Annotated in this window: 26 protein-coding genes and 1 tRNA gene; 12 read left to right on the top strand and 15 right to left on the bottom strand. The window is 66.0% G+C overall.

The annotated features are described in order from the left end of the window. Positions 1-3: 3 nt before the first annotated feature. Both IEW49_RS02850 and msrA read right to left on the bottom strand, forming a co-directional pair. Positions 4-159, bottom strand: a complete 156-nt coding sequence (locus IEW49_RS02850) for a DUF1674 domain-containing protein (protein ID WP_188641262.1) — start codon at positions 157-159, stop codon at positions 4-6. Next, on the bottom strand, positions 156-692 hold the full coding sequence (gene msrA / locus IEW49_RS02855; RefSeq protein ID WP_188641263.1) for a peptide-methionine (S)-S-oxide reductase MsrA: 537 nt from the start codon (positions 690-692) through the stop codon (positions 156-158). Before msrA ends, IEW49_RS02850 begins: the two co-directional genes overlap by 4 nt. A 105-nt stretch (positions 693-797) precedes the next feature. On the opposite strand from msrA, the gene IEW49_RS02860 reads away from it, so the two are divergent. From IEW49_RS02860 to IEW49_RS02875, 4 genes are all read left to right on the top strand, one after another. Then, on the top strand, positions 798-1,613 hold the full coding sequence (locus IEW49_RS02860; protein WP_188641264.1) for a class I SAM-dependent methyltransferase: 816 nt from the start codon (positions 798-800) through the stop codon (positions 1,611-1,613). Between the two features lie 57 nt (positions 1,614-1,670). Further along, a complete protein-coding gene (gene aguB, locus IEW49_RS02865; RefSeq protein ID WP_188641265.1) occupies positions 1,671-2,534 on the top strand; it encodes an N-carbamoylputrescine amidase in 864 nt (287 codons plus the stop codon). Then, a complete protein-coding gene (gene folK, locus IEW49_RS02870; RefSeq protein ID WP_229658055.1) occupies positions 2,531-3,010 on the top strand; it encodes a 2-amino-4-hydroxy-6-hydroxymethyldihydropteridine diphosphokinase in 480 nt (159 codons plus the stop codon). The genes aguB and folK overlap by 4 nt, the downstream gene beginning before the upstream one ends. Before the next feature lie 38 nt (positions 3,011-3,048). Continuing rightward, a tRNA-Lys gene (locus IEW49_RS02875) sits at positions 3,049-3,124 on the top strand. A gap of 58 nt (positions 3,125-3,182) precedes the next feature. Here IEW49_RS02875 and IEW49_RS02880 read toward each other — a convergent pair. Together IEW49_RS02880 and IEW49_RS02885 are read right to left on the bottom strand one after the other, a co-directional pair. Next, complete coding sequence (locus tag IEW49_RS02880; RefSeq protein WP_188641266.1) at positions 3,183-5,996, bottom strand: MASE1 domain-containing protein; 2,814 nt, start codon at positions 5,994-5,996, stop codon at positions 3,183-3,185. Next, entirely contained in the window at positions 5,996-6,424 is a 429-nt protein-coding gene (locus IEW49_RS02885) for a response regulator transcription factor (RefSeq protein WP_188641267.1), read from the bottom strand. The genes IEW49_RS02880 and IEW49_RS02885 overlap by 1 nt, the downstream gene beginning before the upstream one ends. 163 nt (positions 6,425-6,587) lie before the next feature. Between IEW49_RS02885 and IEW49_RS02890 the strand changes: the two genes are divergently transcribed. The 3 genes from IEW49_RS02890 to IEW49_RS02900 are packed head-to-tail and all read left to right on the top strand — an operon-like array spanning position 6,588 to position 9,119. After that, entirely contained in the window at positions 6,588-7,274 is a 687-nt protein-coding gene (locus IEW49_RS02890; protein WP_229658056.1) for a TonB family protein, read from the top strand. Positions 7,275-7,281: 7 nt separating this feature from the next. Further along, the gene (locus IEW49_RS02895) at positions 7,282-8,319 is read left to right on the top strand and encodes a mannose-1-phosphate guanylyltransferase (protein WP_188641269.1); all 1,038 of its coding nucleotides are present in this window, start codon (positions 7,282-7,284) and stop codon (positions 8,317-8,319) included. Then, entirely contained in the window at positions 8,316-9,119 is an 804-nt protein-coding gene (locus IEW49_RS02900; protein WP_188641270.1) for a class I mannose-6-phosphate isomerase, read from the top strand. Before IEW49_RS02895 ends, IEW49_RS02900 begins: the two co-directional genes overlap by 4 nt. On the opposite strand, the gene IEW49_RS02905 is transcribed toward IEW49_RS02900, so the two are convergent. The 6 genes from IEW49_RS02905 to IEW49_RS02930 all read right to left on the bottom strand — a co-directional run bounded on the left by IEW49_RS02905 (position 9,107) and on the right by IEW49_RS02930 (position 16,527). Beyond that, complete coding sequence (locus IEW49_RS02905; RefSeq protein WP_188641271.1) at positions 9,107-11,656, bottom strand: HWE histidine kinase domain-containing protein; 2,550 nt, start codon at positions 11,654-11,656, stop codon at positions 9,107-9,109. The two genes, IEW49_RS02900 and IEW49_RS02905, sit on opposite strands and share 13 nt — an antisense overlap. Then, complete coding sequence (locus IEW49_RS02910) at positions 11,653-12,225, bottom strand: biliverdin-producing heme oxygenase (protein WP_188641272.1); 573 nt, start codon at positions 12,223-12,225, stop codon at positions 11,653-11,655. The genes IEW49_RS02905 and IEW49_RS02910 overlap by 4 nt, the downstream gene beginning before the upstream one ends. A gap of 109 nt (positions 12,226-12,334) precedes the next feature. Next, on the bottom strand, positions 12,335-12,646 hold the full coding sequence (locus IEW49_RS02915) for a polyhydroxyalkanoic acid system family protein (RefSeq protein WP_188641273.1): 312 nt from the start codon (positions 12,644-12,646) through the stop codon (positions 12,335-12,337). Continuing rightward, positions 12,646-13,410: a hypothetical protein gene (locus tag IEW49_RS02920; protein ID WP_188641274.1), complete on the bottom strand. Its 765-nt coding sequence runs from the start codon at positions 13,408-13,410 to the stop codon at positions 12,646-12,648. The genes IEW49_RS02915 and IEW49_RS02920 overlap by 1 nt, the downstream gene beginning before the upstream one ends. Before the next feature lie 7 nt (positions 13,411-13,417). Continuing rightward, the gene (locus IEW49_RS02925) at positions 13,418-14,623 is read right to left on the bottom strand and encodes a toxic anion resistance protein (protein ID WP_188641275.1); all 1,206 of its coding nucleotides are present in this window, start codon (positions 14,621-14,623) and stop codon (positions 13,418-13,420) included. A 149-nt stretch (positions 14,624-14,772) separates the two neighbouring features. Beyond that, positions 14,773-16,527 (bottom strand): fatty acyl-AMP ligase, encoded by a 1,755-nt coding sequence (locus tag IEW49_RS02930; protein ID WP_188641276.1) that lies wholly within the window; start codon positions 16,525-16,527, stop codon positions 14,773-14,775. 141 nt (positions 16,528-16,668) lie between these two features. Here IEW49_RS02930 and IEW49_RS02935 point away from each other — a divergent pair, with 141 nt between their 5' ends. From IEW49_RS02935 to IEW49_RS02950, 4 genes are read left to right on the top strand one after another with little or no spacing between them, the layout of a single operon-like run. Beyond that, positions 16,669-17,220, top strand: coding sequence for a regulatory protein RecX (locus IEW49_RS02935; protein ID WP_229658057.1), 552 nt, complete (start codon positions 16,669-16,671; stop codon positions 17,218-17,220). Positions 17,221-17,225: 5 nt separating this feature from the next. Then, entirely contained in the window at positions 17,226-17,702 is a 477-nt protein-coding gene (locus IEW49_RS02940) for a DUF192 domain-containing protein (RefSeq protein WP_188641277.1), read from the top strand. A gap of 54 nt (positions 17,703-17,756) precedes the next feature. Next, a complete protein-coding gene (locus IEW49_RS02945; RefSeq protein ID WP_188641278.1) occupies positions 17,757-18,155 on the top strand; it encodes an NADH:ubiquinone oxidoreductase subunit NDUFA12 in 399 nt (132 codons plus the stop codon). Next, a complete protein-coding gene (locus IEW49_RS02950; RefSeq protein WP_188643067.1) occupies positions 18,155-18,658 on the top strand; it encodes a DUF2155 domain-containing protein in 504 nt (167 codons plus the stop codon). Before IEW49_RS02945 ends, IEW49_RS02950 begins: the two co-directional genes overlap by 1 nt. Here the strand turns inward: IEW49_RS02950 and aat are convergent. Beyond that, positions 18,598-19,311, bottom strand: a complete 714-nt coding sequence (aat, locus tag IEW49_RS02955; protein WP_188643066.1) for a leucyl/phenylalanyl-tRNA--protein transferase — start codon at positions 19,309-19,311, stop codon at positions 18,598-18,600. The two genes, IEW49_RS02950 and aat, sit on opposite strands and share 61 nt — an antisense overlap. Before the next feature lie 210 nt (positions 19,312-19,521). Here aat and IEW49_RS02960 point away from each other — a divergent pair, with 210 nt between their 5' ends. Further along, positions 19,522-21,315 (top strand): trypsin-like serine peptidase, encoded by a 1,794-nt coding sequence (locus tag IEW49_RS02960; RefSeq protein ID WP_188641279.1) that lies wholly within the window; start codon positions 19,522-19,524, stop codon positions 21,313-21,315. 22 nt (positions 21,316-21,337) lie between these two features. Here IEW49_RS02960 and IEW49_RS02965 read toward each other — a convergent pair whose 3' ends face one another. The 4 genes from IEW49_RS02965 to IEW49_RS02980 form a co-directional block, all read right to left on the bottom strand. Continuing rightward, positions 21,338-22,363, bottom strand: coding sequence for a TauD/TfdA dioxygenase family protein (locus tag IEW49_RS02965; protein WP_188641280.1), 1,026 nt, complete (start codon positions 22,361-22,363; stop codon positions 21,338-21,340). Then, the gene (locus IEW49_RS02970; protein ID WP_188641281.1) at positions 22,360-23,484 is read right to left on the bottom strand and encodes a radical SAM family protein; all 1,125 of its coding nucleotides are present in this window, start codon (positions 23,482-23,484) and stop codon (positions 22,360-22,362) included. Before IEW49_RS02970 ends, IEW49_RS02965 begins: the two co-directional genes overlap by 4 nt. 121 nt (positions 23,485-23,605) lie before the next feature. Continuing rightward, complete coding sequence (locus tag IEW49_RS02975) at positions 23,606-24,604, bottom strand: alginate O-acetyltransferase AlgX-related protein (RefSeq protein WP_188641282.1); 999 nt, start codon at positions 24,602-24,604, stop codon at positions 23,606-23,608. Continuing rightward, positions 24,604-26,061 (bottom strand): MBOAT family O-acyltransferase, encoded by a 1,458-nt coding sequence (locus tag IEW49_RS02980; protein ID WP_188641283.1) that lies wholly within the window; start codon positions 26,059-26,061, stop codon positions 24,604-24,606. Before IEW49_RS02980 ends, IEW49_RS02975 begins: the two co-directional genes overlap by 1 nt. Between the last annotated feature and the right edge of the window lie 18 nt (positions 26,062-26,079).

Below are 26,079 nucleotides of genomic sequence, written 5' to 3' on the forward strand. Positions count from 1 at the left end.
CGGCTAGAAGTCGATCGCGATGCCGTCCTTGACCCAATCGCCGTAGCGCGTCGGGCTCAATTCCTCGTCGACCTCGCCCTTTTCGGGCTCGGGCGCGGGCTGGTCGCTCCAGCGCGCGGGTTTCTTGAACTCCTTCGGGCGTTCGGTCGCGCGTTTCACGACTTCACCTTGTTCTGGAAGCTCTTGCGCAATTTCATCAACTTGGGCGGGATGGTCGCCTGGCAATAGGGATTGCGCTGGCCTTCGCCCTCCCAGTATTCCTGGTGGTATCCTTCGGCCGGATACCATGTCGCCGGGCCCTCGATCGTGGTCACGACGTCGCTGGCGTGATCGGCATCCGCGCGCTCGATCGCCGCCTCGGCTTCCTCGCGCTGCGTGTCGTCGAGCGGGAAGATCGCCGAGCGGTATTGCGTGCCGACATCGTTGCCCTGACGGTTGAGCTGGGTCGGGTCGTGCGTGCCCATGAAGACGTCGAGGATTTCGGCATAGGAAATCGTCGCGGGATCGAACTCGACCCGCACCGCCTCGGCATGGCCGGTGTCGCCCGAGCAGACCTGCTTGTAGGTCGGGTTCTCGACGTCGCCGCCGATATAGCCGCTCTCGACGCTGGTCACCCCGACGACGTCGTTGAAGACCGCCTCGGTGCACCAGAAACATCCGCCGGCGACGATCGCCGTCTGGGTTGCGCTCATATCTGCCTATCTCCTTTGCCTGCGCAGATAGGGAGCGCTTTGGGCTTTGTCATCGTTCCATGCTTGGCGTAGGAAACCCGCCACAGCAAACAGGGAGAATTCACGATGCGTAAGTCCGTCCTCGCCGCTCTCGGCGCCGCCACCATCGCCGTGGCCGTCCCGGCCGTCGCCAACCACCACGCCGCGACCGAAGCGCTGGCGACCGCGCTGGCCGACGATCGCCGCGACGACGATCGCGCGCGCGACCAGTACCGCAACCCCGCCGAAACGCTGGCCTTCTTCGGCGTGAAGCCGGGCATGACCGTGGTCGACTACATGCCCGCGGGCGGTTGGTACACGCGCGTCTTGGTCCCCTATCTCGGGGCCGAGGGCAATTATATCGGGATCAATCCCGATCCCGCGATCTCGCCCAATCCGGGCTTCCGCGACTACGCCAGCAAGCTGGGTGCGAACTTCGCGGCGCAGGTCGACGGCTGGTCGCTCGAAGGCGCGCCCCATGCGGTCTATTACTCGAACGAGATCGAGGAGGACATGCACGGCACGGTCGACCGCGTGCTGATCTTCCGCGAAATGCACAATATCCACCGCAACGGGTTGATGCACACCGAGCTGACGCGGCTGCGCGACCTGCTCAAGGACGACGGCATGCTCGGCATCGTCCAGCACCGCGCCAAGCAGTGGCAGGCGGGCGACATGGTCGACGGGTCGCGCGGCTATATGCGCCAGCAGGACGTGATCGGCCTGGTCGAGGCGCATGGTTTCGAACTGGTCGGCACGAGCGAGGTCAACGCCAATCCGAAGGACACCGCCGACTGGCAACGCGGCGTGTGGGAAATGCCGCCGGTCTGGGGCACCAAGAACCCCGCCACGAAGGAGCTCGGCGAAAGCGACCGGATGACGCTGCTGTTCCGCAAGCGCTGAGCCAGACGCAGGCGGCGACAGTGGACTTCGGGCCCGCGGCGAAATAAGCGCGTGGGCATGACCGAGATCACCGTCGCCGCGCTGCAGCTGCCCTTCGCCGAGGACGACGAGCAGGGCAATATCGAGGCCGTCGCCGCGCTGGTCGAACAGGCCGCGGGCGAGGGCGCGCAGATCGTCCTCCCGCCCGAGCTGTTCTCGGGCCCCTATTTCTGCCGGGAGGAAGACGAGGCGCTGTTCGCGCTCGCCCGCCCGACGCTTGAGCACCCCTCGGTGATCGCGATGCGCAAGCTCGCCCAGTCGCTTGGCGTGGCAATCCCGACCAGCTTCTTCGAGCGCGACGGTCACCACTATTACAACACGCTCGCGATGATCGGCCCCGACGGTGAGCTGATGGGGACCTATCGCAAGAGCCACATCCCCGACGGGCCGGGCTACGAGGAGAAATTCTACTTCCGCCCCGGGAACGACGGCTTCAAGGTTTGGGAGGTGTTCGGCGTGCGCATCGGCGTCGGCGTGTGCTGGGACCAGTGGTATCCCGAGGCTGCGCGGGTGATGGCGCTGAAGGGCGCCGAGCTGCTGTTCTACCCCACCGCGATCGGCTCCGAACCCTACGACGCCGATCTCGACACCAGCCGCATGTGGCGCCGCGCGATGATCGGCCACGCGGTGTCGAACTGCATGCCGGTGATTGCGAGCAACCGCATCGGTCACGAGGGCACTCAGGAGGCGGGCAATCGCTTCTACGGCCACAGCTTCATCTGCGACGAATGGGGCGACTATCTCGCCGAATACGGCACCGAAGAAACGGGCGTGTTGGTGGCGACGATCGACACCGCGCGCGCCGCGAAGCACCGCGCGGGCATGGGCTTCTTCCGCGACCGTCGGCCACAGCTCTACGGTCGCATCTGCGAGGATATTTGAGCAACCTCTACCTCGTCGCGCTGGGTTCGAACCGGCGGCTGCGCCCCTTCGGCGACCCACGCCACGTCGTGCGCGCGGCGATGGAGGAACTCGCCGCGCTGGGCACGGTGACCGCGCGCAGCCCGATCGTCGCGAGCGATCCGGTCGGCCCCGCGCAGCGCCGCTTCGCCAACGCCGCGGTGCTGCTCGACAGCGCGTTCGATCCGTCCAGCCTGCTCGCCGGGCTGAAACGCCTCGAGCGGGAATTCGGCCGTCGGCGCTCGGGCCAGCGCTGGCGCGACCGCACGCTCGATCTCGACATCGTGCTGTGGAGCGGCGGGGCCTATGCCGAGCCCGACCTGCAAATTCCCCATCCGCTGTTCCGCGAACGGGACTTCGTGCTTGGGCCCGCCGCCGCGATCGCTCCGCGCTGGCGCGATCCGGTCAGCGGGCGTACGCTGCGCCAGCTGGCAAATCGCGCGCATCGTCCGGCTTGACCGGGCCGCGCGCCATGCCTAGTGCGCGCAGCGTGGTCGGGCCGTTAGCTCAGTCGGTAGAGCAACTGACTTTTAATCAGTAGGTCGCTGGTTCGAACCCAGCACGGCTCACCACCTTCTTCACATTTTCGCCGACGGGGCGCACGCGGGACGGGTGGCTTGTTCGCGCTGCCTAGGCGGCGCGGAGGAGGCGTTGCGCGGTCTCGCGCAGTGCCAGCGGATCGGGGTTCGAGCGGAGCGAGTTCTCGAGTGCGCGCGCGGCTTCGCCCAGCGCGGCTTCGTCGAACATCGCGGCGGTCCCGGCGAGCATGTGCATCAGCCCACCGATCTCCTCGAGTTCGTCGGGATTCGGACCGTCCTTTTCCAGGATGCGTGCGACCGCGGCGAGCGCTTCGGCCCGGCGTTCCTGCCAGCGCTGCTGCAAATCGGCCGGATAATCGTCCGACGATGCTTGCTCGTCGCGTGCCGGCGCTTCGGGGCGGGCATCTGCTCCGGCTTGGGCGTCGCGGTCGCCGCCCGGCAGCCAGCGGTGCAGGGCAGAGACGAGTTCGCCGAAGGCGAGCGGCTTGGCGAGGTGCGCCTGCATGCCCGCTTCGGTCGCCTCGCGGACGTCGTCCTCATAGGCGTTCGCGGTGAGCGCGACGATCGGCAGCGAAGCGGCGCCGAACCCGGCCGCGCGGATTCGCCGCGTCGCCTCGTAGCCGTCGCACTGCGGCATCTGGACATCCATCAGCACGAGATCGTAGCCGCGCCCTTCCTGCGCGGCGGCCTCGACCATGCGCACCGCCTTGTCGCCGTCCTCGGCGATTTCGACCTGCTGGCCACAGCCTTCGAGCATGGCAGTGACGAGCATGCGGTTGATGTCGTGATCCTCGGCCAGCAGGATCCGCGCGCTGGGTGGCATCGAGGGCGACACAGCGACCTCATCCTCGCGCGCGACACAATCCTCTTCCACCCGGTTCAGGGGCAGCCGCAGCACGAAGCGCGATCCCTGCCCGACTTCGCTGTCGGCGGTCAGTTCGCCGCCCATGAGGCCGGCCAGCTGGCGGCTGATGGTCAGCCCGAGCCCCGAGCCGCCGAAGCGACGCGAAGTTGCGCCATCGGCCTGCTCGAACGGCTTGAAGATGGCTTCGATCCGCTCGGGCGCGATCCCCACCCCGCTGTCCTCGACCGACACTTCGAACGTGTCGCCCGCGCAGCCGGCGTGGATCCTGACCTCGCCGACATGGGTGAACTTGACCGCATTGCCGACCAGGTTGAGCACGATCTGCCGGAATCGCATCGCATCGCCCAGCAGGCAGGCCGGGACGTCGTCGTCGATTGCGAGCACCAATGCGATGCCGTTGCGCTCCGCATTGGCCGAGTGAAGCTTGCGGCACCCTTCGAGCAGTTCGTGGACCCGCACCGGTTCCTCTACCACCGCCATCTGGCCGGCCTCGATCTTCGAGATGTCGAGGATGTCGTTGAGCAGGTGCATCATCACCTCGCCGCTTTCGACGATCAGGTCGACTTGGCGGCGCTGTTCGAGGTCGAGATCGCCCTGCTGGAGCAATTGCGCGAAGCCGAGCACGCCGTTCATCGGTGTGCGGATCTCGTGGCTCATATTGGCGAGGAACTGGCTCTTGGCGGCGGCCGCGTTCTCGGCCACGCGCCGGGCGCCGACGAGCTGTGTCTCGAGCGAAACGCGCTCGGTGACATCGCGCGCGGAAACGATGATTCCGTCCGGTTCGCCGTCCGGCTTGCGGACCAGCGCGCAATCGGCCTCGATGAATACGGCGTTGCCCTCCTCGTCGTCGAACAGGCGGCGATAGGTGAAGCGATCCTGCTCGATCTCGCCCGCGACCAGCTTGCGCTCGGCCTCGGCGATGCGCTCTGCGGCATCCGAATGGGCGCGCTGGCTCGGCCTCTTGCCGACGATCTCGGCAGGGTCGCGGCCGAGCACGTCGGCGACCGAGGGCGAGGCATAGCGACACACCCCGGTGCTGTCGTAGACCAGCACCGCGTCGGTCACGTTTTCGGTCAGCAGCCTCAGCTGCGATTGCTTGTCCGCCAGTTCGCGTACCATCCGCGCCTGGCCGTGCAGCGCGGCGGCGACGGGCAATCCGGTCACGAAGATCGAGGCGAGGAAAACCTGCAGCACGATCAGCGTTTCGGCCATGGTCCCGTCGACCAGCGAAATCGGGCCCGTGCCGAGGAAGGTGAACCAGGTCGCGATGACCCCGACCTTGATCATCGACACCGCGGTGCCGAGCGCGCCGAGGCGGAAGGCATGCGCGAGCACCACCGGCGCGACCATGAACAGGAACGGATAGGAAGATTGCGCGAACACCGCGATCGTCAGCGCGGTGCCGCCGATTGTGAGCGCCGCCCATTCGATCGCCTCGCGGCGGGTCGGCCAGCGCGGGCGCCGCAGCGCCTCGACGATGATCAGCAGCGCGGGGCCGACGAGGATCATTCCGAGCGCATCGGTGAGCGCCCATTCGGCCCAGGTCGTCAGCGAGAACTCGCCGAACGAGCCGAGCGCAAGCGTTGCGAAAGTGGCGGCGACCGCCGGACCGGCCAGACCGGCGGCAAGGACGTAAATACCGAGGTCGCGCAGCTGCCGCATGTCGGGCCGCAGCGGGCACAGACGTTCGATCAGCCACAGCGCGACTCCAACCTCGATCGCGTTGCTCGTGGATAGGCTGAGCGCGCGCAACGGGCTGTCGCCGATGGCGATATTGGCCACGATGAAACCGGCAACCATAGCGCCGAGCAGCGGGACGCGCTGATTGCGTCGCGCGCTGAGCAAAGCGACCAGCGCGATGGCGTTGGGGATCCACACCGCCGCGATGCGCCCGTCGCCCCGCGTCAGCGTGATACCGAGCCAGGCGAAGAAGCCGAAAAACACCGCCGCGCATACCAACAGGACGAGCATCGGGATAATGCCCGAGACTCGCGCAATTCCCCCGTCGGACGGACGCGCTTCGGCAGCGGGTACTTCCATCAGTGGATCGCGACGCTCGCAGGTCGGCGGCGTAGTTCCTCGCCCGGCAGCAGGTCGGCCTGCCGGCGCAGCAGCAGGCCATCAACCCGCAGCGCGAGCTCGTCTGGAATGAAGGGCTTGGTGATGTAATCCGCCGCGCCCGCACGCAACGCGGCGAGCACGTCGGCCGGCGCCTTGCAGGCCGTCAGCATGACCACCGGGATCGAGACCAGCAGCGGATCGCGCTTGAGCGTGATCAGCACTTCCATGCCCGAGCGCCCGGGCATCACCTGGTCGAGCAGGATGAGGTCGGGCAGTCCTTCGGAAAGCCGCGCGAGCAATTCGGCACCGTCGCCGCACATCGCGACGTAATGCCCGCTTTCGCTCAGGCGGCGGCGAATGACTTCGCCGAGCATCTCGTCGTCGTCGGCAGCAAGGATATAGGCCATCTGGACCTCCCGGTGGGCAATCAGTGATAGTTGAAGTGCAATTAACGACGCTCCGAAAGGTCTTTAGGTGTTCATCCCTAAGTCGATCGGATAGGAGCTTAAGGATCGCACGGGCGCTCCCGCGCGTTGGAATTCCATGCCGGCCATCAGTCTTTCCCCCCGATTGCGCAAAGCACTCATCGCCGTCGCCGTGGCGCTGCTCCACGTACTCGCGGTGCTGTTTCTCGCGCGCGCCTTCGCACCCGGGATCCTGCCCGAGATCGTCGAGGACACGTTGAGCGCGGTCGCGTTCGAGGTCCCGGCCGAGCAGCCCACCCCGCCGCCGGTCGAGGCGACGCCGGTGCCCGACGAGGGCGCCTCGGGCGAGCAGGGCGCCCGCGCCACCCCGCGCGAAGTGACCGCGCCCGAACCGAAGGTCCGCCGCGAGGCCCCTCCGGCACCGCGCGCCTCGTCCACCGGCACCGCCACGCGATCGGGCGGCGCCGAGACCGGCAGCGGCACCGGCGCCGGGGGCTCCGGCGCTGGCACCGGCAACGGCCGCGGGGGTGACGGCAGGGGCGGCTATTTCGTCACCAAGCCGGTCAAGATCGCTGGCGACATCACCTCGGCGCGCGATTACCCGCGCGAGACCCGCGACCTGCGCAACGGACAGTCGGTCGCGATCGATATCCGCGTCGGGGTCGACGGCATGCCGACCGGCTGCCGCGTCGTGCGGCCGAGCCCTGACCCTCAGGCCGACCGGATCACCTGCGATCTCGCGATGCAGCGATTCCGGTTCAAACCCGCCATGGACCCGGACGGCAATCCTGTCGTATCGACGTTCCGCTGGTATCAGCGCTGGTTCGAATAGAGGTACAATGACCCCCATCACTCCGGTAATCCTGTGCGGCGGCAGCGGCACGCGCCTGTGGCCGAAGAGCCGCAAGGCCAAGCCCAAGCCCTTCATCCCGCTGGTCGGCGAGACGACCCTGTTCGAACAGACCGTCGCACGCTGCGGCGATTCCGCGCGCTTCGCCGCGCCGATGGTGGTGACCGGGGCGGCGCACGTCCCCCTTGTGCAGGCGCAACTGGGTGACGCCCCCGACGCACGCATCATCGTCGAGCCCGAGGGTAAGAACACTGCACCGGCGATCGCCTTGGCGGCGCTGCGGCTACCCGAAGACGCGGTGATGCTGGTGTGCCCGAGCGACCACCATATCGCCGACGGTGCGGCCTTCGCCGAAGCCGCGATGCGCGCCGCCGAACTCGCGCGCGACGACTGGATGGTCAGCTTCGGGATCGCGGCGACCGCGCCCGAAACCGGCTACGGCTATCTCGAGCGCGGCGAACCGATCGGCGAGCGCGCGTTCCGCACTGCGCGCTTCGTCGAGAAACCCGATCTCGAGCGCGCGAAACAATTCCTCGCCGATGGCGGCTTCGCCTGGAATGGCGGCATTTTCGCGTTCCGCGCCGGCGCCTTCCTTGCCGAGCTCGAACGGCACCGCCCCGACATGCTTGGCCGGGTGCGCGCGGCGGTCGAAAAGGGAAGCGAGGATGGTCGATGCTTCCATCCCGACGGCACCGCCTTCGCCTCGATCGAGGGGGATTCGGTCGACTATGCGGTAATGGAGAACACCGGGCGCGCGGCGATGGTGCCGGCCGACATGGGCTGGTCCGACATCGGCAATTGGCCCGCCCTGCGCGATGTTCTCGCCACCGGGGACGACGGCAATGTCGTGCGCGGTGAGGCCGAACTGGTCGATTGCACCAACGTCATGGTCGACAGCGACGGCCCGCGCGTGTCGGCGATCGGCCTGTCGGACGTCATCATCGTGGTCGACGGCGACGAGGTGCTGGTCACGACCGCCGATGGCGCACAGAAGGTCGGCAAGCTGCAGGGGGCCGCGAACCAATGAGCGCAGCATTGCCGATCCGCACGGTCGAGAAGGTGTGGGGCCGCGAAACGCTGCCGCCGCCGTTCGAGGCGCCCGCGGGCAAGCGGATCGGCGAGATCTGGTTCGAACCGCCCGCGCAGCTCGACGAGCTGCTGGTCAAATACCTGTTCACGAGCGAAAAACTCTCTGTCCAGGTCCATCCCGACGATGCCCAGGCGCAGGCGCTCGGCGACGGCGAGCGCGGCAAGGAGGAGTGCTGGCTGGTGATCGATGCCGAGCCGGGCGCGACGCTGGGGATCGGGTTCGATCGCGAACTCTCGGCCGACGAGATGCGTGCTGCGGCGCGCGACGGAAGTATCGAAGGGCTGATGACCTGGCACGAGGTCGAGGCGGGAGATTTCTTCTACATCCCGGCGGGCACGGTCCACGCGATCGGCCCGGGCGTCAGCCTGATCGAAGTCCAGCAGAACTGCGACATCACCTACCGGCTCTACGATTACGGCCGCCCGCGCGAACTGCATCTCGAAAGCGGGATGGAGGTCGCGAAGGGCGAGCCATACGGCACCGCGCATCGCCGCAAGGTCCCGCCGCAGGGCGAGGAATGGCTGGTCGACGGACCGCATTTCCGCCTGCTCAGGAGCGAAGGAAAACCTGCCGGTGCCGCCGCGTTCGGCAATGCGCCGCTCCTGGTGATCCCGCTCGATGCCGAGGTTACGGTGGACGGCGAAACCGTCGCACCCGGCGGTTGCGTGCTGGCGCCGGGCCTGTCCGCGGTCGGCTTCGCGCCCGCAGGTCTCGCGCTGCTCGCTCAGCCCTGCTGATCGGAACCGCGCACGCGGCCGAACAGGCCTAGCAGGTCGTCGCGGTCGTAGGGCTTGGCGAGAATGCCGATCACGTCGAGATCGTCGAGATCGCGGATCGCTTCGCCGTAACCGGTCGCCATCGCCACCGGCACGCCCTGTGCGATCAGTTCGCGCGCCAGCGGTTCGCTGGTCTCGTCGCCGAGATTGTAGTCGAGCACGGCGAGTTCGGGCGCGCCGTTCTCGACGAGCCGCCGCGCTTCCTTGACCGATGACGCCATGTCGACCTTCGCGACACCGAGTTCGCGCAGGGTCTCCTCGGTATCCATCGCGATGATCATATTGTCTTCCACCAGCAAGACGTGCTGCAATGGTTCCACCTGTTGGCCCTCCTTGATTGCCTTGTCCGATAGCGAGGCCGACTTGCCCCTGCCACGCGCGACAGAGCTGGCGGGAACGCAGAAATCGGCTTCGACTCCGCCCAGCCTATAGCGGATCTTGGCGTCGCCTTTCAGTTCGAACGGAATCGAGCGTTCGATGATGGTCGAGCCGAAGCCCCGCCGTTCCGGCGCCTGCACCGCCGGGCCGCCGGTTTCGCGCCATGCGATCCTGAGGTCGTTGTCGGCATCGCGCGACAGGGTCACCGTGACGGTGCCGGTGCGATCGCATAGCGCGCCGTATTTGGCCGCATTGGTCATCATCTCGTGGATCACCAGCGCGAGCGTCGAATAGGCGGTCGGATTGAGCAGCGCATCCTCGCCTTCGATCACGACGCGATCGGCCTTGCCCGAGACATAGGCTTCCGCCTCGATCTCGATCAGGCGCTTGAGCGAGGCCGGCGACCAGTTTTCCGCGGTCAGCGCGTCGTGGGCATTCGCCAGCGCGCGGATACGCCCGCCGACGATTTCGGCGAAACTCGCAATGTCCTCGGCTTCGTGGCGGCTTTGCCCGATCAGCCCGCGGATCAGCGTCAGGATGTTCCGCACCCGGTGGTTGAGCTCGGCGATCAGCAGGTCCTGCTTCTGGCGCGATTCCTCGCGCTCGCGCATCGTGTTGGCGGCGATCCGGAGCAGCACTTCGAGCAGCGTCACGCGCATCATCTGCGCGAGCCGGACCTCGGCCCCGCTCCATTCCGCGCTGTAGCCTTCGACTTCCTGTTCCCACGCGGCAAAGCTTTCGCGCGGCGTCAGCCGCTCGCCGTGCGGGCCGGTGGTCACCGGCTTGTCCGGGTTGCCGGCCCAGGTCACGGTCTTGCGCAACTCCTTGCGCCACAACACGAGGTAGTCGCGCGGAGTACGGGAAACGGGAATGGCCAGCGCACCGACCACCCGATCGGCGAAAGCTTCCGCCGCCGGGATCTTTCCGGCGAGCGATTCGACCGCGAGGACGTCTCCGGCGAGTTCGGCCTGGAGCTTGGGGACGATGGCGAGGAATTCCTCTTCGGTCGGGGCCTGTCCTCGCGCGACATACTTGCCCTCGATATAGGCGCTCGCGCCGTCATGCGGGATCTGGCCCTTCAGCGAGTCGATGATCATCGGCAGGTTGTCGGCGACGTTGTCCTCGTCGGCGAGGCGGATCATCACGCGGTCGTGGATCTCGCGCCCTCGCTCCGCCGTCCGCTGCGCCGCGTCCGAAATCCGCTGGTCGAGCGTCAGCGCGAACATCTGGGCCAGCAACTCGGCCGCCGTGCGGACCGAGAAGGGAAGCTTGACCGGCTCGGAATGATGACACGCGAACAGGCCCCAAAGCTTGCCGCGCACGATCACCGAGATCGACAGCGAAGCCGCGACGCCCATGTTCTTGAGATATTCGACGTGGATCGGGCTGACTGCGCGCAGCGTGCTAAGCGAGAGGTCGAGCGGGCCGCTGGAACTGTCCCGCGGCATCACCGGAACGGTCTCGCCGTTCACATCGGCGATGATGCGCAGGACGTTGCGCACGTAAAGCGCGCGCGCCTGCTTGGGAATGTCGCTCGCCGGATAGCGCAGGCCGAAGAAACTCTCGGTGTCCTCGCTCCGGCTCTCGGCGATGACCTCGCCGGTATCGTCGTGGTGGAACTTGTAGAGCATCACCCGGTCCATGCCGAGGATCTCCCGCAGGATGTCGCAGGTGCGCGTGTTTAGCTCTGTCTCGTTCGCGGTCGTTTCCAACTGCCGGGTCAGCGGGCGAAGGTTGTTGAGCGACTGCATCTGGCGCGCTGCGTCGTGGTGCTCGATCTCGAACACGTACTGGCGGCCGCTCTGGTGCAGCGCGATGTCGTAACAGGTGCCGTCGCCGAGCAGGTCGAGCCCGAAGATCCGCTCGACCGCGTCGGTTTCGTCGAGCAGTCCCATCGCGTCGCGCAGTTCCTCGACCGCCTTGCGCGCAAGGATCTCGCGCAAGGGGGAACCCGCCTCGAGCTGGCGATCGAGGTCGAGGAATTCCTCTGCATTGGCCGACCAGCGCCTGACCAGCCAGTCGGTGCCGATTGCGATCAGGGCGCCGAAGGGCTGGATCTGTTCGGGCAGGTGGATCGGTTCGCGATCGCAATTCGTCAGGTCGACACGGACATCCGTCATGCGGCGACGCGTTCGGGGCAAACAAGCGTCCGGTCAAGAGCGTGGGCGAAATGGTCGAAGACCGAATGGGCTGCGGTGACAGCCTGTGCACATTCGAGCCGGTCCGCGGGCGCTTCGAGTTGCGGCAGCAACTCCTCCCACGCCAAGCGCATGGATTCGTCGGCGAGAAAGGCGACCGGCCGATTTTTCGCTCCGCTTTTGCGCAGGCGAACGAGCAGGGCGCGGTTGCCCAGATGCGACCCGGCGAGAGCCCAAGCGATGCCGATCGCACCGCGCGCCGCCGGACAGCGGAAGGTAGCGAGCTCGGGCAGCGGCTCGTCCATCGCGGCGAGGTCCTGCTCTACCAGCGAGGCCATCAGCGGAAGGTCGAGATCCGGTGCGCGCTGCGCCAGCCAGGCCTCGATCGGCGCACGGGCGGCATACTGGAAGCGCAGGAAAGCGGCGTAATCGTCCGCCTCGGACAGGTCGAGCGCGCTCACGCGGCCGTCGAGCCGGTCGTGCGCCTCGGCGGTGTTTTCGCGCAGGAATTCGCGCAAGGTCTGGATTCTGGCTGGGCCCGTTTCGGGCATAAACTTCGGTCCCCGTCGCGGCGGGTGCGACCCGACCGTTGAACATCGCGCAATGCGCTGGTGCGCATCCAATGTCCGTCGCAACATTTCGTTCCCGAAGCGGGATTTGTCAGCTTTGGCGCTTGTCCTCGAGCATGGTCTGGCCGCGCTTGCGGATCGCTTTCTCGACGATCGGCTCGACAAAGGACAGCGCGGGCGGCAGGTCGACGATGAAGACCACCTGGCTGTCCTCGATATCGACATGGCCGGTGACCTGCTGACCCATCATGCCGACGGTCAGCTGCATCCGGTCATCGCTCGGCCACGAGGTCTGCACGTCGGCCATCCCGCCAGGAATGAAATTGCGCAATTCGTCGGTCGAATTGCCCATCCGGCGGCGGACTTCCTCGCGCTCGAGGTCGTGGGGAATCGCGACGCGCATCAGCGGTCTTTCGGCTCGCTGCGGTCCTCGAGCGCTTCCTTGTCGCCGTAGGCGTAGTCGAGATAGCGCGTCTTGATCGCGAGATCATCGAGATGCCCGTCGGCGAGCTGCCGGGTGACGTGGTCGATTTCCTTGCTGATCTTGCCGAGGCTGTCGGTGATCTGCGCGTCGGGGGTCGTCCCGGCGCGTTCCTCGCCGCGCAGGTGCGCGGGAATCCGGCGATAGGAATCGATCGTCTCGGGCAGGTGCTCGCCGATCAGCTTGCGGACCTGCTGCGCGGCCGGATGCGTCGCTTCGATCCCTTCGAGTTGGAGGCCGAGCGCATCGAGCTGGACGCCCATGTCGTTGACGATCTTCGCCGCCGGTGCGGGGAGGGCGGGGACCTGGTGCTCGAGCCACAATTCGGTTTGCGAAACCAGGCGCCGGGCATCCTGCGTGCGCGAAAGGTCGGCCCGCTTGGGCACTTTCATCTTGGGGTATTTGCCCAGGATCACCGCCATCGCGATCAGCGCGAACAAAGTGATCATGATCCCGGCAAAGCCGATGCCGTCGATGATCAGGCCCGCCAGGACCGAGAACGCGAAGATCGCCGCGGTGCCGAGGGCGATGTTACGCAGTTTCTTGACGAAATGGTCGCGTCGCATCTCGGCAGAATGCACGCCGATCGGCGGCATCCGCCGATGGCGTCCGCCCTCGCGATTGTCGCGCACGAGCGCACGACCCTCGCCGAGGAGGCGGTCGCTGTCCTTGGTTAGGTCGCCCATCGCCCGCTCAGCCCTCGAGACTCAGCAGGCCGCTGTCCTGGACCTGCTTGGACGCCTGCGACTGCCCTTCGGCGCGCGCGATATAGCCCTTCGACTTCTCGACCTCGCCCGACAGCGCCTCGACCGTCTGCTTCATCGAATCGAGCGCGCGGACCTTGAATTCGTCGACCTCGTCCATTGTGTCGTAGATGTTCTGAAAGGCGCGCTGGAGCGTTTCGAGCGGGATCGTCGACGCGGCGGCCTGTTCGTGGATCTTGCCGGTCTGCTCGCGCAGCATCGTGCTGGTGCCGTCGATGATCCCGGCGGTGGTGTCGTTGAGCGCGGTGATCTGGCCGAGCACCAGGCGCTGGTTGGTCATCGCCTCGGCCACGGTGACCGCCGTGCGCAGCGCGCCGACCGTGGTGGTGCTGGCGCGATCGACGCCCTTCACCAGTTCGACATTGTTCTTCTTGACGAGGTCGAGGGCGAGGTAGCCCTGTACGCTGACCGCCATCTGCGTGAGCAGGTCCTGCGTCCGCTGGCGGACGTAGAACAGCGCGGTTTCCTTGATCGCCTTCGCTTTCTCGGGATCAGTCGCCTGCAGCTCGTCGGCCTTTTCCTCGAGCTTGGCATCGAGTTCGCGCGAGATGTGGATCATCTGCTCGAGATTGCCCATCGCTTCCCACAGCTTCTGCCGCTCGACGTCGATCGCGGCGTTGTCCATCAGCAGCTCGTCCTTGCCGTTGGACAGCTTGCCGAGGATCGACTGGATGTGGGTCTGCGCGCTCTGGTAGCTCTGGAAGTACTTCTTCACCTTGTTGCCGAACGGGATGATGCCCAGCAGCTTGCGCCCGGTGGTCAGCTTGCCGCGCTTCGAGGGATCGAGCTCCTCGACCACGCTGCGCAATTCGGAAAGGTTCGCGCCGACGCCTTCGTCCTGGTCCATCGCGCGGACCGGGCGATCGAGGAAGCGGTTCGACATCTGCGAGGCTGCGGCGATCTCTCGCCGGCCCATATTGGTGATCTGGTCGACCTTCTTGCCGAATTCGGGCGAATTGGCGTCGATCGACACCAGCTCGGTGACGAAACCCTCGACCTTTTCGGCCAGCTTGGATTTCTTTTCCTCGGAGACCGGGACCAGCCCGGCCGCCTTGTCTGGCGCGACCGTCGGCACCGGATCGGGCGCGGTCAGTTCGAGTTCGGTATCGGTCGCAGTCTTCGTTTCAGTCGCCATATTTCCTCCGCCCACTGTATTAGGAGTGCAGGACACGCAGTTCAAGCATCCTAGCGCCGCGTTCTACGAAAGGCCCGTGCAAATCGCTCAATCGCAAGTCGTTTCCGCATCCTCGCCGGGCGCGCTCGCGGGCGGGGCGGGATCGCGCCTCAGGCCGCGAGGTCGAACGGCGCGATTTCGCCGGCGAGATAGAGCTTCTTCGCCTTCGCGCGGCTGAGCTTGCCCGAGCTGGTGCGCGGCAGCGTGCGCGGTGGGACCAGTTCGACCACGCAGGGCGTGCCGGTGACCGACTGGACCTTGTCGCGGATCTGGTTGTGCAGCTTGCGGCGCTCGTCGGGATCGGAAACGCGGCAATGGACCAGCACCGCGGGCGCCTCGGCCCCGTCCTCTGTCTCGATCGCGAAGGCCGCGATGTCGCCGTGGTTGAAGCCCGGCAATTGCTCCACCGCCCACTCGATGTCCTGCGGCCAGTGGTTCTTGCCGTTGATGATGATCATGTCCTTCGCACGGCCGACGATGAACAGGTAGCCATCGGCCATGTAGCCCATGTCGCCGGTGTCGAGCCAGACGTCCCCATTTTCCTTGGCGACCATGCAGGCGTCGGTCGCCTCGGGGTCGCGGAAATAGGAATGCATCACGCTCGGGCCGCGGCACCAGACCTTGCCGATCTGGTGGTCGGCACGCTCGGTGCCGTCCTCGCCGCGGATCTCGACTTCCATGTCGATCACGGGCTTGCCGCAATTGACGATCGCGCGGTAGCGCGCCGGGCGCGACAGGTCGCGTGCCGAACCCGACAGGCGCTCTTCCTCGACCAGCTCGACGCGGATGCCTTCGCCCGGCGGCATGATGGTTACGGCGAGCGTTGCCTCGGCGAGCCCGTAGCTCGGGGTGAAGGCGCTCGCGCGGAAGCCGGCCTCGGTGAAGGCGTTGACGAAATTCTGCATCACGTCGGGCCGGATCATGTCGGCGCCGTTGCCGGCGACGCGCCAGCGCGACAGGTCGAAGCGTTCGCTGACGCTGCTCTGGCTCGAGATGCGGCGCGCACAGATATCGTAGCCGAAGGTCGGCGAATAGCTGAGCGTGGTGCCCGGGTTGCGGCTGATCATGTCGAGCCAGGCGAGCGGGCGGCGCGCGAAATGTTCGGTCTTGAGGTAGTCGGTCGAAACCTGGTTGGCGATCACCGAAAGGAGGCAGCCGACCAGTCCCATGTCGTGGTACCAAGGCAGCCACGAGACGCAGCGATCCTGCGCTTCGAGCTTCATGCCGAGCCCGTGGCCGCGCAAGTTGTTGAGCAGCGAGGCGTGGGTCACCGCGACCCCGTGCGGAAAGCGCGTCGAGCCGCTAGAATATTGCAGGTAGCAGATATCGTCGGGCGCCAATTCGGGCAGCGCGCAATCGGGTGCGTCGCGGGTGGCGAAGTCCTCCCATGCGATCGCTTCGACGCTGCGCGCCTCGGCCGCATCGTGCACCAGCCTGGCGATCTCTTCGGGATAGAACAGGACCTTGGGGTCGCAGCTGCTCAATTGCACGGTGAGCTGGCTGGTATAACCGCCCGCGCCGCCGAAGGTGGTCGGCAGCGGCAGCGGAACCGGCCAGGCCCCGGCATAGATGCAACCGCAGAACAGCGCGGCGAATTGCGGATTGGTCTCGGCGATCAGCGCGACCCGGTCACCCGGCGCGATCCCGGCGGCAACCAGGCGGCGCGCCATTGCCAGCGCATCCTCGCGCAATTCGGCGAAGGGATAGACGCGTTCGAGCGTACCGCGCGGATCGTGGAAATTGAGGCCGCGCTTGCCCCGCGCAGCGTAATCGAGCGCCTCGCCGAACGTGCCGAAATCGGCAAATCGGCGTTCGAGCGCGTCTTCGTTGGGGGTCGGCACGGCTGTGCCGGTCGAATCTGTCATAGGTTGGAGTGTCCCGCTCTCTTCCCAAGTCTTTATTTTTATTACGCTTTTTGCGTATTGAATGGCATATTCGCGTCGCCTGCACGGCCTTAACATATGCGACGCCGACCTTGGGGGTCCCTGTTTAGGGCCAAGTGTGGCATGAATAGGGCAATGAGCCGCCCGCGCAAGTCTCGTCCCCCGCTCGAACGAGCACAGTTGGCCGACCTCGCGCTGCATTACGCCGGGCGCTACATGACGACGGCGAAGAAACTCGAGGACTATTTGCGGCGCAAATTGCGCGAGCGCGGCTGGGGTGGCGAAGGCGAGCCGCCGGTCGCCGAGATCGTCGCCAAATGCGTCGACCAGCGTTTCGTCGACGACGAGGCCTATGCCTCGTCGAAGGCCGATGCGCTCCTGCGCCGGGGCTACGGTGCGCGGCGAATTGCGCAGGCGCTCCACCATGCGGGCGTTTCCGAAACGATCCGCGACGAACAGGCACCCGGCGAGCAGGACCGGCGGATGGCGGCGTTGGCGTTGGCGCGGCGGCGACGGTTCGGCCCGTTTTCGCGCGACGCGCTCGATCAGGCATTGCGCGAGAAGCAAGTCGCGGCGATGATGCGCGCCGGACACGCGCCGCAGCATGCGCGCGCATTGGTCGAGGCGAGGAACGAGAAAGAGGCGGAAGAATGGGTCGCGGATTGCTACGATTGACGGGAATGGCGCTGGGATTGCTCGCGCTGCCGCTGGCGGCCTGCTCGACCGCGGCGAGCGACGAGGCGCCGGCGCAGGAGCAGGAGCAGCAGGCGGCGACCCACCCGGTTTCCGGACTCGAGATCATCGACGTCACCGTCGACACCGGCGAGGCAAAGCACCTCTTCAAGACCGAGGTCGCGGCCACCGCGGAGGAACAGCAGCGCGGGTTGATGTTCCGGACCGAGCTCGGCCCCGACGAGGGGATGATCTTTCCGACCGAGGAACCGCGCGCGCGCAGCTTCTGGATGAAGAACACCCCGCTGCCGCTCGACCTGATCTTCATCGGCCCCGATCGGCGGATCGCCAATATCGCCGCCATGGCCGAGCCCTATTCGCTCGATCCGATTCCGTCCGAAAGTGCGGTGATCGCGGTGTTCGAGATCGCCGGCGGGCGCGCGGCGGAACTCGGGATCGAGCCGGGCGACGCGGTCGCGTGGTAAGGACCGAACAAGCGATTGTGCGACTCTCCCGGATCGGCTAACCGGCGCGGCATCATGAATTTCCTCTCCAAGATCTTCACCTGGTGGAACGGCGCGACGATCGGCACGATGCTGGCGGCGTGGCGCGGGTTCGAGCATGTCGGCACCGACGCGCAGGGAAACAAGTATTACCGCTCGAAGAAAAAGACCGGAGACGGCCGCGAACGCCGCTGGGTGATCTACGAGGGCAGCAACGATGCGAGCCGCGTGCCGAGCGAATGGCACGGCTGGCTCCACGGGCTGGGCGAAGACGTGCCCGAGAGCTTCCTTCCTCCGGCCAGGATCTGGGAAACCGATTACACCCCCAATGCCACCGGCACCGACACCCGCTACCTGCCGCAGGGCGCGCTGGAGAAGGGCGGCCACCGCGCCCGCGCCACCGGCGATTACGAAGCGTGGTCGCCGGACGCGTGATGCGCGCTGCGTGGTCGCTGCCGCTGCTGCTCGCGCTCGCCGCGTGCAATCAGGGCGCGCCCGAGCCCGAGGCCGAGCAAACCGAAATCCCCGACGAGATCGAGCGCGCCGAAGCGCCGCCGGTCGAGGCGGCCGACGAGATTGAGGGCGCGACCCCCCGCGAGGAGCGCGTCGCGACGCTCGGCCTGCTCAACAAGCGCAACAATCTGACCCAGGACATCGAGATCGCCCCGGGCGAATCGAAGCGCGTCGACAACGTGATCGTCCGGCTCGCCACCTGCGAACGGACCCCGCCGTGGGAACGCCCGGCCGAGACCGGCGCCTTCGCGCAGGTGTTCGTCAATGAGCGCGGCCCCGATGGCGGCGAGCGCGCGTGGCGCAAGGTCTTCACCGGCTGGCTGTTCAAGAATTCGCCCAGCCTCAACGTGGTCGAGCACCCGGTCTACGACGTCTGGGTAAAGGACTGCGCGATGAGCTTCCCCGGCGAAACGCCCGATAGCTGAGCCTTCTGCGCGAGCGCCGCGAAGCCTTCGGGCAATGGAGCGGCGTTGGTCTTCAGCGCCTTCTCGAGCAATACGAGATAATCCGCCTGTGACATGGTCACCGCGCCCAGCGTCCTGAGGTGCGGGGTGATGAACTGGCAATCGAGCAGGATCTTGCCCGCCGCGCGCATCGCCGCGACCAGCCAGGCGAGCGCGATCTTGGACGCATTGTCGGCGCGGCTGAACATGCTTTCGCCGCAGAAAGTCCCCGGCAGGTCCACCCCGTAGAGCCCGCCGACCAGCGCGCCGTCCTGCCAGACCTCGACCGAATGCGCGTGGCCCGCGCGGTGCAGTGCGTTGTAGCTCGCCTCGATCGCATGGCTGATCCACGTTCCGCTTTCCTCGTCCGGGCGCTCGCGGCGCGGCTCGGCGCAGGCGGCGATCACGCCGGCGAAATCGGCGTTGCAGGTGACCTCGAATTTCTCCTGCCGCAGCAGCTTGCGCAGGCTCGTCGAGGCGCGGAACCCGTCGATCGGGAACACCGCCCGCTCGCGCGGTTCGACCCAGAACATTTCGGGATCCTCGCGTCCGTCGGCCATCGGAAAAATCCCCGCGCGATAGGCCGCGAGCAGGATGTCGGCCGGAACCGGCGGGGTGGGCGAGGGGGCGTGCATCATCGGCGAGATTAGCCGATCCGGGCCTGCCCGCCAATCGACAAGCAATCGAAAGTAAAGTTGCATCGAGCATCATGTTTGCTCGAACAGGTATAATTTACAGCATGTTGTATGACGTTGAGCGAGTCCAATTGACAATAATGCCAAGCCGGTTCGATAGTCCCGTCCAGCGGTCGCGAGGTCCTTAGCGCGTGGGGGAAGGCAATGGTCTTGTCATTCGGTTCGCTGGTTGCGGAAAAAGTCTTGAGGACGGGGCTTTCGACATGGTCGCTGGCTACGCTTTCCTTCGCCCTCATTGCACAGGACGTTTCGCAACAGGACACCGCATCGACGCAGGCGGTCGAGGCGGGCGCGCCTGCCGATGAACCGCCCGCGGAAACTCCCGCAGAGGACGGCGCCCCGGTTCAGCTTAGCTGGGACGAAGCCTGGCAGCACAGCCAGACCGTGCCGCTTCCCGAACCCGAGCCCTACACCGACGCGATCCTCGAAGGAGAATGCCATACACAGAGCTTCAAGGTACCCTATCCCGCCGGGATCCAGGAGCACCACAAGAAAGGCTATGCCGACGGCTATTACAAGCGCTTCATACCGGAGAACCGGAAACTGTACGACGCCTGCGCGGCCCGGAGGGTCGCCAGATATTGCCGGGCCGGAGGGCGCGAAACGTTTGACAGCCTGACGGCGGTGTACGATCGCTTGCGGAAGGACAACGAGCTAACCCGCTACCTTTACGCGCTCTCGCAGCTCGCCCGCTCCTGTCACGCCTCGCTCGCGTCGCGCCAGTTCGGCTACAATTACGCCATCCGCGGCGGGTCGTGCGAGAGCTGCAGCTACTACCTCAATCCCTACGCGTTCAACGGAGTGCGCAGCCGCATGCTCGAAGGGCTGTCCTACCTCGCTCCCCGCTACGACCGCGGCCAGAACTGGAAGCTCGCCGCGGAAACCCTGCGCAAGGCGAACCAGTCGATTCCCGCCGTTTATCGCGATTACGAGAAGGCGGCGCGCGCCGGGATCAATGCCAAGCGCGCCGCGGCGCTGAAGCGGATGGAAGACCGGCAGACGGGCGCGTTGCTGGGCGGGATCGCCGCGGCGCTGCTCGGCGCAAGCCCGAAGGCGATCAGCGATGTCGGGATGCGCCAGATCGACCAGATCGAACGCGACTTCGTCCGCTCGACCCAAAGGATCAGCCAAAGCGAAATGCGGATCGAGGATTTCGCCGTCCCCGCGGGCATGAGCGACGACGGGTTCCGCGTCGTCCTGCCCCGGCTCGAACTGTGGGAGGAGAGCTACGGCCAACGCAAGTTCCTGCCGGCCTACGGCATGTACAACAACGAATTGCCCTTCAACCAGATCACCCGGGTCGTCTCGCGCGGTGGATCTTGTTCGGGAGCCTATGTCGGTCCCGGCCTCGTGCTGACCAACAAGCATTGCGTGGTCGACGACCAGTTCCGCCTCAAACAGGGAATCGCGGTGCGGCACGAATACCTCTACATGGATGACGGGCTGCGGACCGGAAATGTCACCTATGTCGTCGACGGAGTCTATTTCCCGCCCGGGAACCACAATGCAGACCGGCGCCTCGACTGGGCGTTCGTTACCATGACCGAACAGCAGAAAGTCGGGTGGCTGGGCATGCTGCCGCCCGATCGCTGGACCGCATATTTCACCCCGCGCAAGGATACCCGGTCGGACCCCGCGCGGATCGCGGTGGCGGGGTATTCGGCGGATCTCAATCGGGGGGCCTACATCACGATGGACTGGGGCTGCCGCGCCGAACTGCGCGAGGGCATGCTGCTGCATCGCTGCCGGTCATGGAGGGGATCGTCGGGATCGCCGATCTTCGTCACCAACGGCAATCACAGCCGCCGCCTCGTCGTCGGGGTGCATGCAGCGAGCTACGGGATGCAGGCCGACGGCCTGAAGATCGGCGCCTTCGTGAGCGAGGAAATGTACGCGATGCGCGAGAGGCTCCGCGAGCGGCAGACCGCCCGCTTCGGGAATTGAACCAGGTCGACGCCGAAACCGGTCACGCCACGGGGACGAGTTCCTCGTATTCCTTGCGCCGCTGCGCATCGACCATCGCCGCGAATTCCTCGTGCCCGAGTTTCGCACCATCGTACAGCACATGGTCGGCCGGTCCGTTCCCCGGGTAGAGCCGGTCGAGATAGGAGATCATGCGCGTCATCGTGCGCGTATGGGAATCGACGATATTGGTCGGGCGCGCGTGCAGCGTGATGTTCTGGTCCATGAACACGATCTCGCCGTCGTGCCAATCGTGATCGAAGATATATTCCTCGCGGTTCACCAGTGACCAGAGATGTGCCTTGTACCTTTCACTTTCGGCCTTGGTCATACCCTTGAAATGACTGAAGCAATGGCTCGGGAAGCGCATGCCGACGCGGCCCGTCACGGTACGGTCGACCAGCGCCGTTTCCATTCCGTCGAACGGGATCATGTTGTATCGGATGATCTCGAGGTGCCAGCCATCGATATCGGGGCACATGTCACCGCCATCCCAGGCCCAAACGCACCGGAGTTCGTCGACCATCGAACGATCCTCGTGGTTGAGCGCGTCATAGACGGGCGCGGTGCAGAGAAAGGATGTGCGGCTGCTTTCCGATCCCCACAGGCTCATGAGGCCGACGATCCGCTGGTTGTCGTGATAGGCCTGCTGGTCGGCATGCCAATCGAGTTCGCCATTGGGGAACAGGCCGGTCGGTCGCCCGCGTTCGTTCTTCTCGAAACTGACCCGCGCCATGCCCCGCAATTCGCCCGATTCCTTCAGCCCGCTCGAGACCGCGCCCATCGCGAGGAAAGCCTCGCGCCAGTGCTTGCCCGCCAGCCGACGCTCCATCACGTATCGATTGATGATCGGCATGCAGGGCTGGCCCCATAGCATCTGGATCTCGTAGAGACGCCGCTCGCTTACCTTCTGCCGTAAGAGCACGACGCATTCATGCGCCACCAGCCGGCCGAGCTCGCGGCAGGCCTCGTCGTCGGAGAGGTCGATGTCGGACACTTCGACACCGTTGTTGAGCTGCGCGATCCTCATTTGGTCAGTTCCATCCTCTTGCCGTGCGTTGCGGTGGGATCGTCGAAGTCGAACACGCTACCCGTCCTTACGTCAGGCACGGCTTCGTTCCTCTCGATCAGGAAGATGCGGCCGAGCGTATCGATCATGTCGAGCCATTCGCCGAATGCGGCGGTATCACGGACATCGGCATCGCGCGGTTCGAACTTTGACGACCAGCCGCCCGAATACATCCGGCATTCGGAGCAGATCGTGTCCGATGTCCCGCATTTCTCGAGCGCGGCGTGTTCGAGGTCGGTCTTGAAGTAGCGCATCGGCTCGACCATCCGCGAATGGCAGTCGCGCGCGATGCCGGTCTCCGGGTCGATATCGTAGAGCGGGCCGGATTGCGTGGCCCAGCGGTTGTAGGCGTGCGAGTAGACGACGGTTTCGGGGAAGTCCTCGATCACCTCGTCCATCACCCGGCGCGCCGCGGCGAGGCTATCGTCGTCCCAGCGCAGATTGTCCTCTTCGGACGAGATGCGGAAATACTTCCCGTCGGGTCCCATCCGCTCGGCGATCTTGCGGGCATAGCTCTGCGTCGGCGAATACATGTTGAAGGTCAGCGGCAGGTCGTGGTCGCGGCAGATTTCCGCCAGCCGCCGCACGTCGCCGAGATTGGTCCTCGTCAGCGTGTAGAGCATGATCGCACGCGGATCGCCGGCATAGTTGCGGATCGCCTTGGCGAAGGCGTTGGCGCCGCGCAGGCTGGTGTCGACCTCCTCGTCCACGCCCCACACAGACACACCGATGCGATAAGGTATGGCGGGATCGAGCCTGATCGTCCCATTGGTGCCGATATTGCCGTGTGGGAAGTGCGTGGCCGCCGCGATCAGCCGCTCCTGTTCGAGCGCGGGCTCGGCGCCGACGAAATAGGCCATTGTGACCCCGCGCTCGCCCTCGGCGGCGAAGAATTCCTCCCACGCGGCGCGGTCCTGCACCTCGCGGCTCGGCGGCGCGAAATCGTCGGCGAAATAGTAGCAGCCTTCACAGAACAGGTTGCAGCGGGTCGCCACCTCGTAGAATGCCGGGCGGCGAAAGGCGCGGACGATGGCCTTGGCGCGGGTATAGCGATCGCGCAGCCGTGGGTCGGCGCGCAGCATTGCTGCCACCTGACCCAACCGTTGCTTGCGCTCCGTCCCGACGTGCATTGCTGCTTTCGACCCTGTTCCTCTTTCGAAACAGCGAGCTAGCGCAAATAACGACCCGGCGGAACCAAAAGAATCAGACGCAATCCGATAATGGGACGCGCCCATCGCGCTGGATTTTCGCTGCGAGCATGCGCGAAAATTCGCGCGCGCCGGGCGCATTGAGATGGGTCGCGTCGCGGAAATACTCGAAGCGCGCGGCGAACTCTTCGGTGTTCCAAAAATCCGCGATGATCGCTCCCCGGTCGGCAAGCCGATCGAGCAGGCGATCGAACCGCTCGGTCTGGCCCCAGCGGCGCGACGACACTTCGCGGCGAAGTTCGTCGAGATAAGGCGGAACGACGATCACGGCGCGGCTGCCCGAAGCCTCGACCTGCATGACGGTGCGGAGGAGCGATGCAGAGGCGCGGTCGGGCACACCCGGGTCGTAATAGGCGACCTTGTGTGCATCTTCGCGCCACTGCGCCAGCTGGGTGTCGACCAGTCGCTCGGCGGTGCGCGGGTCGATTGTCCGGGTGTCGGTGTCGATCGCGCGATCGGGCGCCGGGCGGCCCTGCCACAATCGAAGCAGCGCTTCATGCCACGGGTCGCGCAGATCGTGGCCGATCGCGGGCATCGCTTCGGACAGGAATGCCTGCCGCCAATCGCCCGCAATCGGATCCCACCGCCCCTCGCCGTGGAGAAAGCGATAGGTGGTGCGCCGACGGTTCGCGCCTGCGAGGGCGGGCAGGCCGTTGTCGTGCGACAGCGAGGTCGGGGTCACAACCACGAAGAACAATTCGGGCGGGGCGGGGCGGGCAAGGATCAGTTCGACCAGCGCTTCGATCTCGAAGGGGTCCTGGCCATTGTTGTAGAATTCCGCCCCGTTGAGGCACATCGCGTCGAAATCGACCGCGGTGCCGATCGACCCGCCAAGCGAAACAGCTTTGCTGCCGGCGATCGCAGCGAAGCGGTCCTGCATGAACTGCGGCGCAGTGGGTCCTGCCACCGGCACCCTCCCGGCAAGGTTGAGCGCGCCGAGCACCATGGCACCGAGCGCGAGGAAGAGCAGGGCGGAGCGGACGGTCCAGCGCATCAGAAATCGAAATACAGGAAGCCGCTGCCGGTGAACACGCCGAACACCAGGATGATCGCCGCGAGCCCCCACCAGAACGGCCAGGCGACGATCGCGCCTGCAGCTTCGAGGCGATCGAACACCGGGCGGCGGCTATCGAGCCATTGGTAGATTTCGAGTGCGGCTATGGCGAAGAGAAACAGTGCGCTGAGGTGGAGGGCGCCGAAGCCGGCCGACAGGCTCAGCGCATCGCCGGGCAGGTCCGCCATCTTGCCCCAGATCGTCCGCGTCTGCTCCCATCCCGGCGCGTTGACGATCGACCCGAGGAAGAGGAGGAAGAACCACAGCACGAGGCGATTGGCGCTGCGACCGAGGAAGCGCGCGCCGCGCGCACCCACGCCGATCCGCTCCAGCGCGCGCGACGTCCGCGCGAGCCCGCCGCGTTGTCGCCGGATCGCGCCTTCACCGATCATCAGGAGCCCCCCGACCAGGCCCGCCGCGATCCAGGTAGAAGCGGCGCCGTGCCAGAGCGCGACGAGCAGAGTGGTCAGCACGGTGGCGACGAAGCGCGACCAGATCCGGGTGCTGCGGGCGATCGGGATATAGACGTAATCGGTGAACCAGCGGGTCACCGTGATGTGCCAGCGCTGCCAGAACTCGGCGATCGAGACCGCTGCGAAGGGACGGTTGAAATTGCGCGACAGCGCGATCCCCATGATCAGGCTCGAGCCGATGGCGATATCGGCATAGCCCGAGAGGTCGGCATAGTAGCGGTAAAGCGCGCCCAGCGTGGCCAGCGTCACCGTGAGCGAGGTGTGTCCCTCGGGCGCGGCGAGGATCGGCGGGACCAGCAGGCCCAGCCGATCGGCGATCACGAGTTTCTTGAAATAGCCGACCAGGATCATCGCGCAGCCGATCGCGGCGCGGCGCAATTCGAACACCTGACGCTCGCGCAATTGCGGCAGCAGCTTGTAGGGGCGCTCGATCGGGCCGGCGAGCAATTGCGGGAAGTACATCACGTACACCCCGAAGATCCCGAGATGATCCTCGGCCTCGCGTTTTCCGCGATAGACGTCGATCGAATATCCCAGCGTCTGGAAGGTGTAGAAGGAAATTCCCAGCGGCAGGATCACGTCGGCCATCGTGAAATTGCCGATCCGCAGGTCGTAGAGCGTCGTCCCGGCAAGCAATGCGCTGTATTTGAAGAATGCCAGCGGGCCCAGATTGCACACCATGCTGATGGCGAGCAGCAGGCGTCGCCGCGCGCTGCCCTTTTCGGTGTGCATCATCGCCTTCGCGGCGTGGAAATCGACCAGTGTCGTGAACCACAGCAGGGCGAGGAATTCGATCCGCCAGCTGGCATAGAAGATGTTGCTGGCGACCAGCAGAAGCACCCATCGCCACCGATGCGGCACGCAGAAGAACAACACTGCGACCAGTGGCAGGAACAGCAGATAGTCGAGCGAGTGAAAGATCATCGGCCGTGCAGCGGGTCC

Source organism: Pseudoblastomonas marina (genome assembly GCF_014641655.1).
Lineage (GTDB): Bacteria > Pseudomonadota > Alphaproteobacteria > Sphingomonadales > Sphingomonadaceae > Alteriqipengyuania_A > Alteriqipengyuania_A marina.

Excerpts from the sequence above, each read along its gene's own strand:
- IEW49_RS02980 (WP_188641283.1), bottom strand. The coding sequence starts at position 26,061 with ATGATCTTTCACTCGCTCGACTATCTGCTGTTCCTGCCACTGGTCGCA.
- IEW49_RS02920 (WP_188641274.1), bottom strand. The coding sequence starts at position 13,410 with ATGGGCGACCTAACCAAGGACAGCGACCGCCTCCTCGGCGAGGGTCGT.
- IEW49_RS02885 (WP_188641267.1), bottom strand. The coding sequence starts at position 6,424 with ATGGCCTATATCCTTGCTGCCGACGACGACGAGATGCTCGGCGAAGTC.
- IEW49_RS02925 (WP_188641275.1), bottom strand. The coding sequence starts at position 14,623 with ATGGCGACTGAAACGAAGACTGCGACCGATACCGAACTCGAACTGACC.
- IEW49_RS02880 (WP_188641266.1), bottom strand. The coding sequence starts at position 5,996 with ATGGAAGTACCCGCTGCCGAAGCGCGTCCGTCCGACGGGGGAATTGCG.
- IEW49_RS02895 (WP_188641269.1), top strand. The coding sequence starts at position 7,282 with ATGACCCCCATCACTCCGGTAATCCTGTGCGGCGGCAGCGGCACGCGC.
- IEW49_RS02945 (WP_188641278.1), top strand. The coding sequence starts at position 17,757 with ATGAATTTCCTCTCCAAGATCTTCACCTGGTGGAACGGCGCGACGATC.
- IEW49_RS02930 (WP_188641276.1), bottom strand. The coding sequence starts at position 16,527 with ATGACAGATTCGACCGGCACAGCCGTGCCGACCCCCAACGAAGACGCG.
- IEW49_RS02915 (WP_188641273.1), bottom strand. The coding sequence starts at position 12,646 with ATGCGCGTCGCGATTCCCCACGACCTCGAGCGCGAGGAAGTCCGCCGC.
- msrA (WP_188641263.1), bottom strand. The coding sequence starts at position 692 with ATGAGCGCAACCCAGACGGCGATCGTCGCCGGCGGATGTTTCTGGTGC.
- IEW49_RS02970 (WP_188641281.1), bottom strand. The coding sequence starts at position 23,484 with ATGCTGCGCGCCGACCCACGGCTGCGCGATCGCTATACCCGCGCCAAG.
- IEW49_RS02910 (WP_188641272.1), bottom strand. The coding sequence starts at position 12,225 with ATGCCCGAAACGGGCCCAGCCAGAATCCAGACCTTGCGCGAATTCCTG.
- IEW49_RS02935 (WP_229658057.1), top strand. The coding sequence starts at position 16,669 with ATGAATAGGGCAATGAGCCGCCCGCGCAAGTCTCGTCCCCCGCTCGAA.
- aguB (WP_188641265.1), top strand. The coding sequence starts at position 1,671 with ATGACCGAGATCACCGTCGCCGCGCTGCAGCTGCCCTTCGCCGAGGAC.
- IEW49_RS02975 (WP_188641282.1), bottom strand. The coding sequence starts at position 24,604 with ATGCGCTGGACCGTCCGCTCCGCCCTGCTCTTCCTCGCGCTCGGTGCC.
- IEW49_RS02860 (WP_188641264.1), top strand. The coding sequence starts at position 798 with ATGCGTAAGTCCGTCCTCGCCGCTCTCGGCGCCGCCACCATCGCCGTG.
- IEW49_RS02900 (WP_188641270.1), top strand. The coding sequence starts at position 8,316 with ATGAGCGCAGCATTGCCGATCCGCACGGTCGAGAAGGTGTGGGGCCGC.
- IEW49_RS02905 (WP_188641271.1), bottom strand. The coding sequence starts at position 11,656 with ATGACGGATGTCCGTGTCGACCTGACGAATTGCGATCGCGAACCGATC.
- IEW49_RS02965 (WP_188641280.1), bottom strand. The coding sequence starts at position 22,363 with ATGAGGATCGCGCAGCTCAACAACGGTGTCGAAGTGTCCGACATCGAC.
- IEW49_RS02950 (WP_188643067.1), top strand. The coding sequence starts at position 18,155 with ATGCGCGCTGCGTGGTCGCTGCCGCTGCTGCTCGCGCTCGCCGCGTGC.
- aat (WP_188643066.1), bottom strand. The coding sequence starts at position 19,311 with ATGCACGCCCCCTCGCCCACCCCGCCGGTTCCGGCCGACATCCTGCTC.
- IEW49_RS02940 (WP_188641277.1), top strand. The coding sequence starts at position 17,226 with ATGGCGCTGGGATTGCTCGCGCTGCCGCTGGCGGCCTGCTCGACCGCG.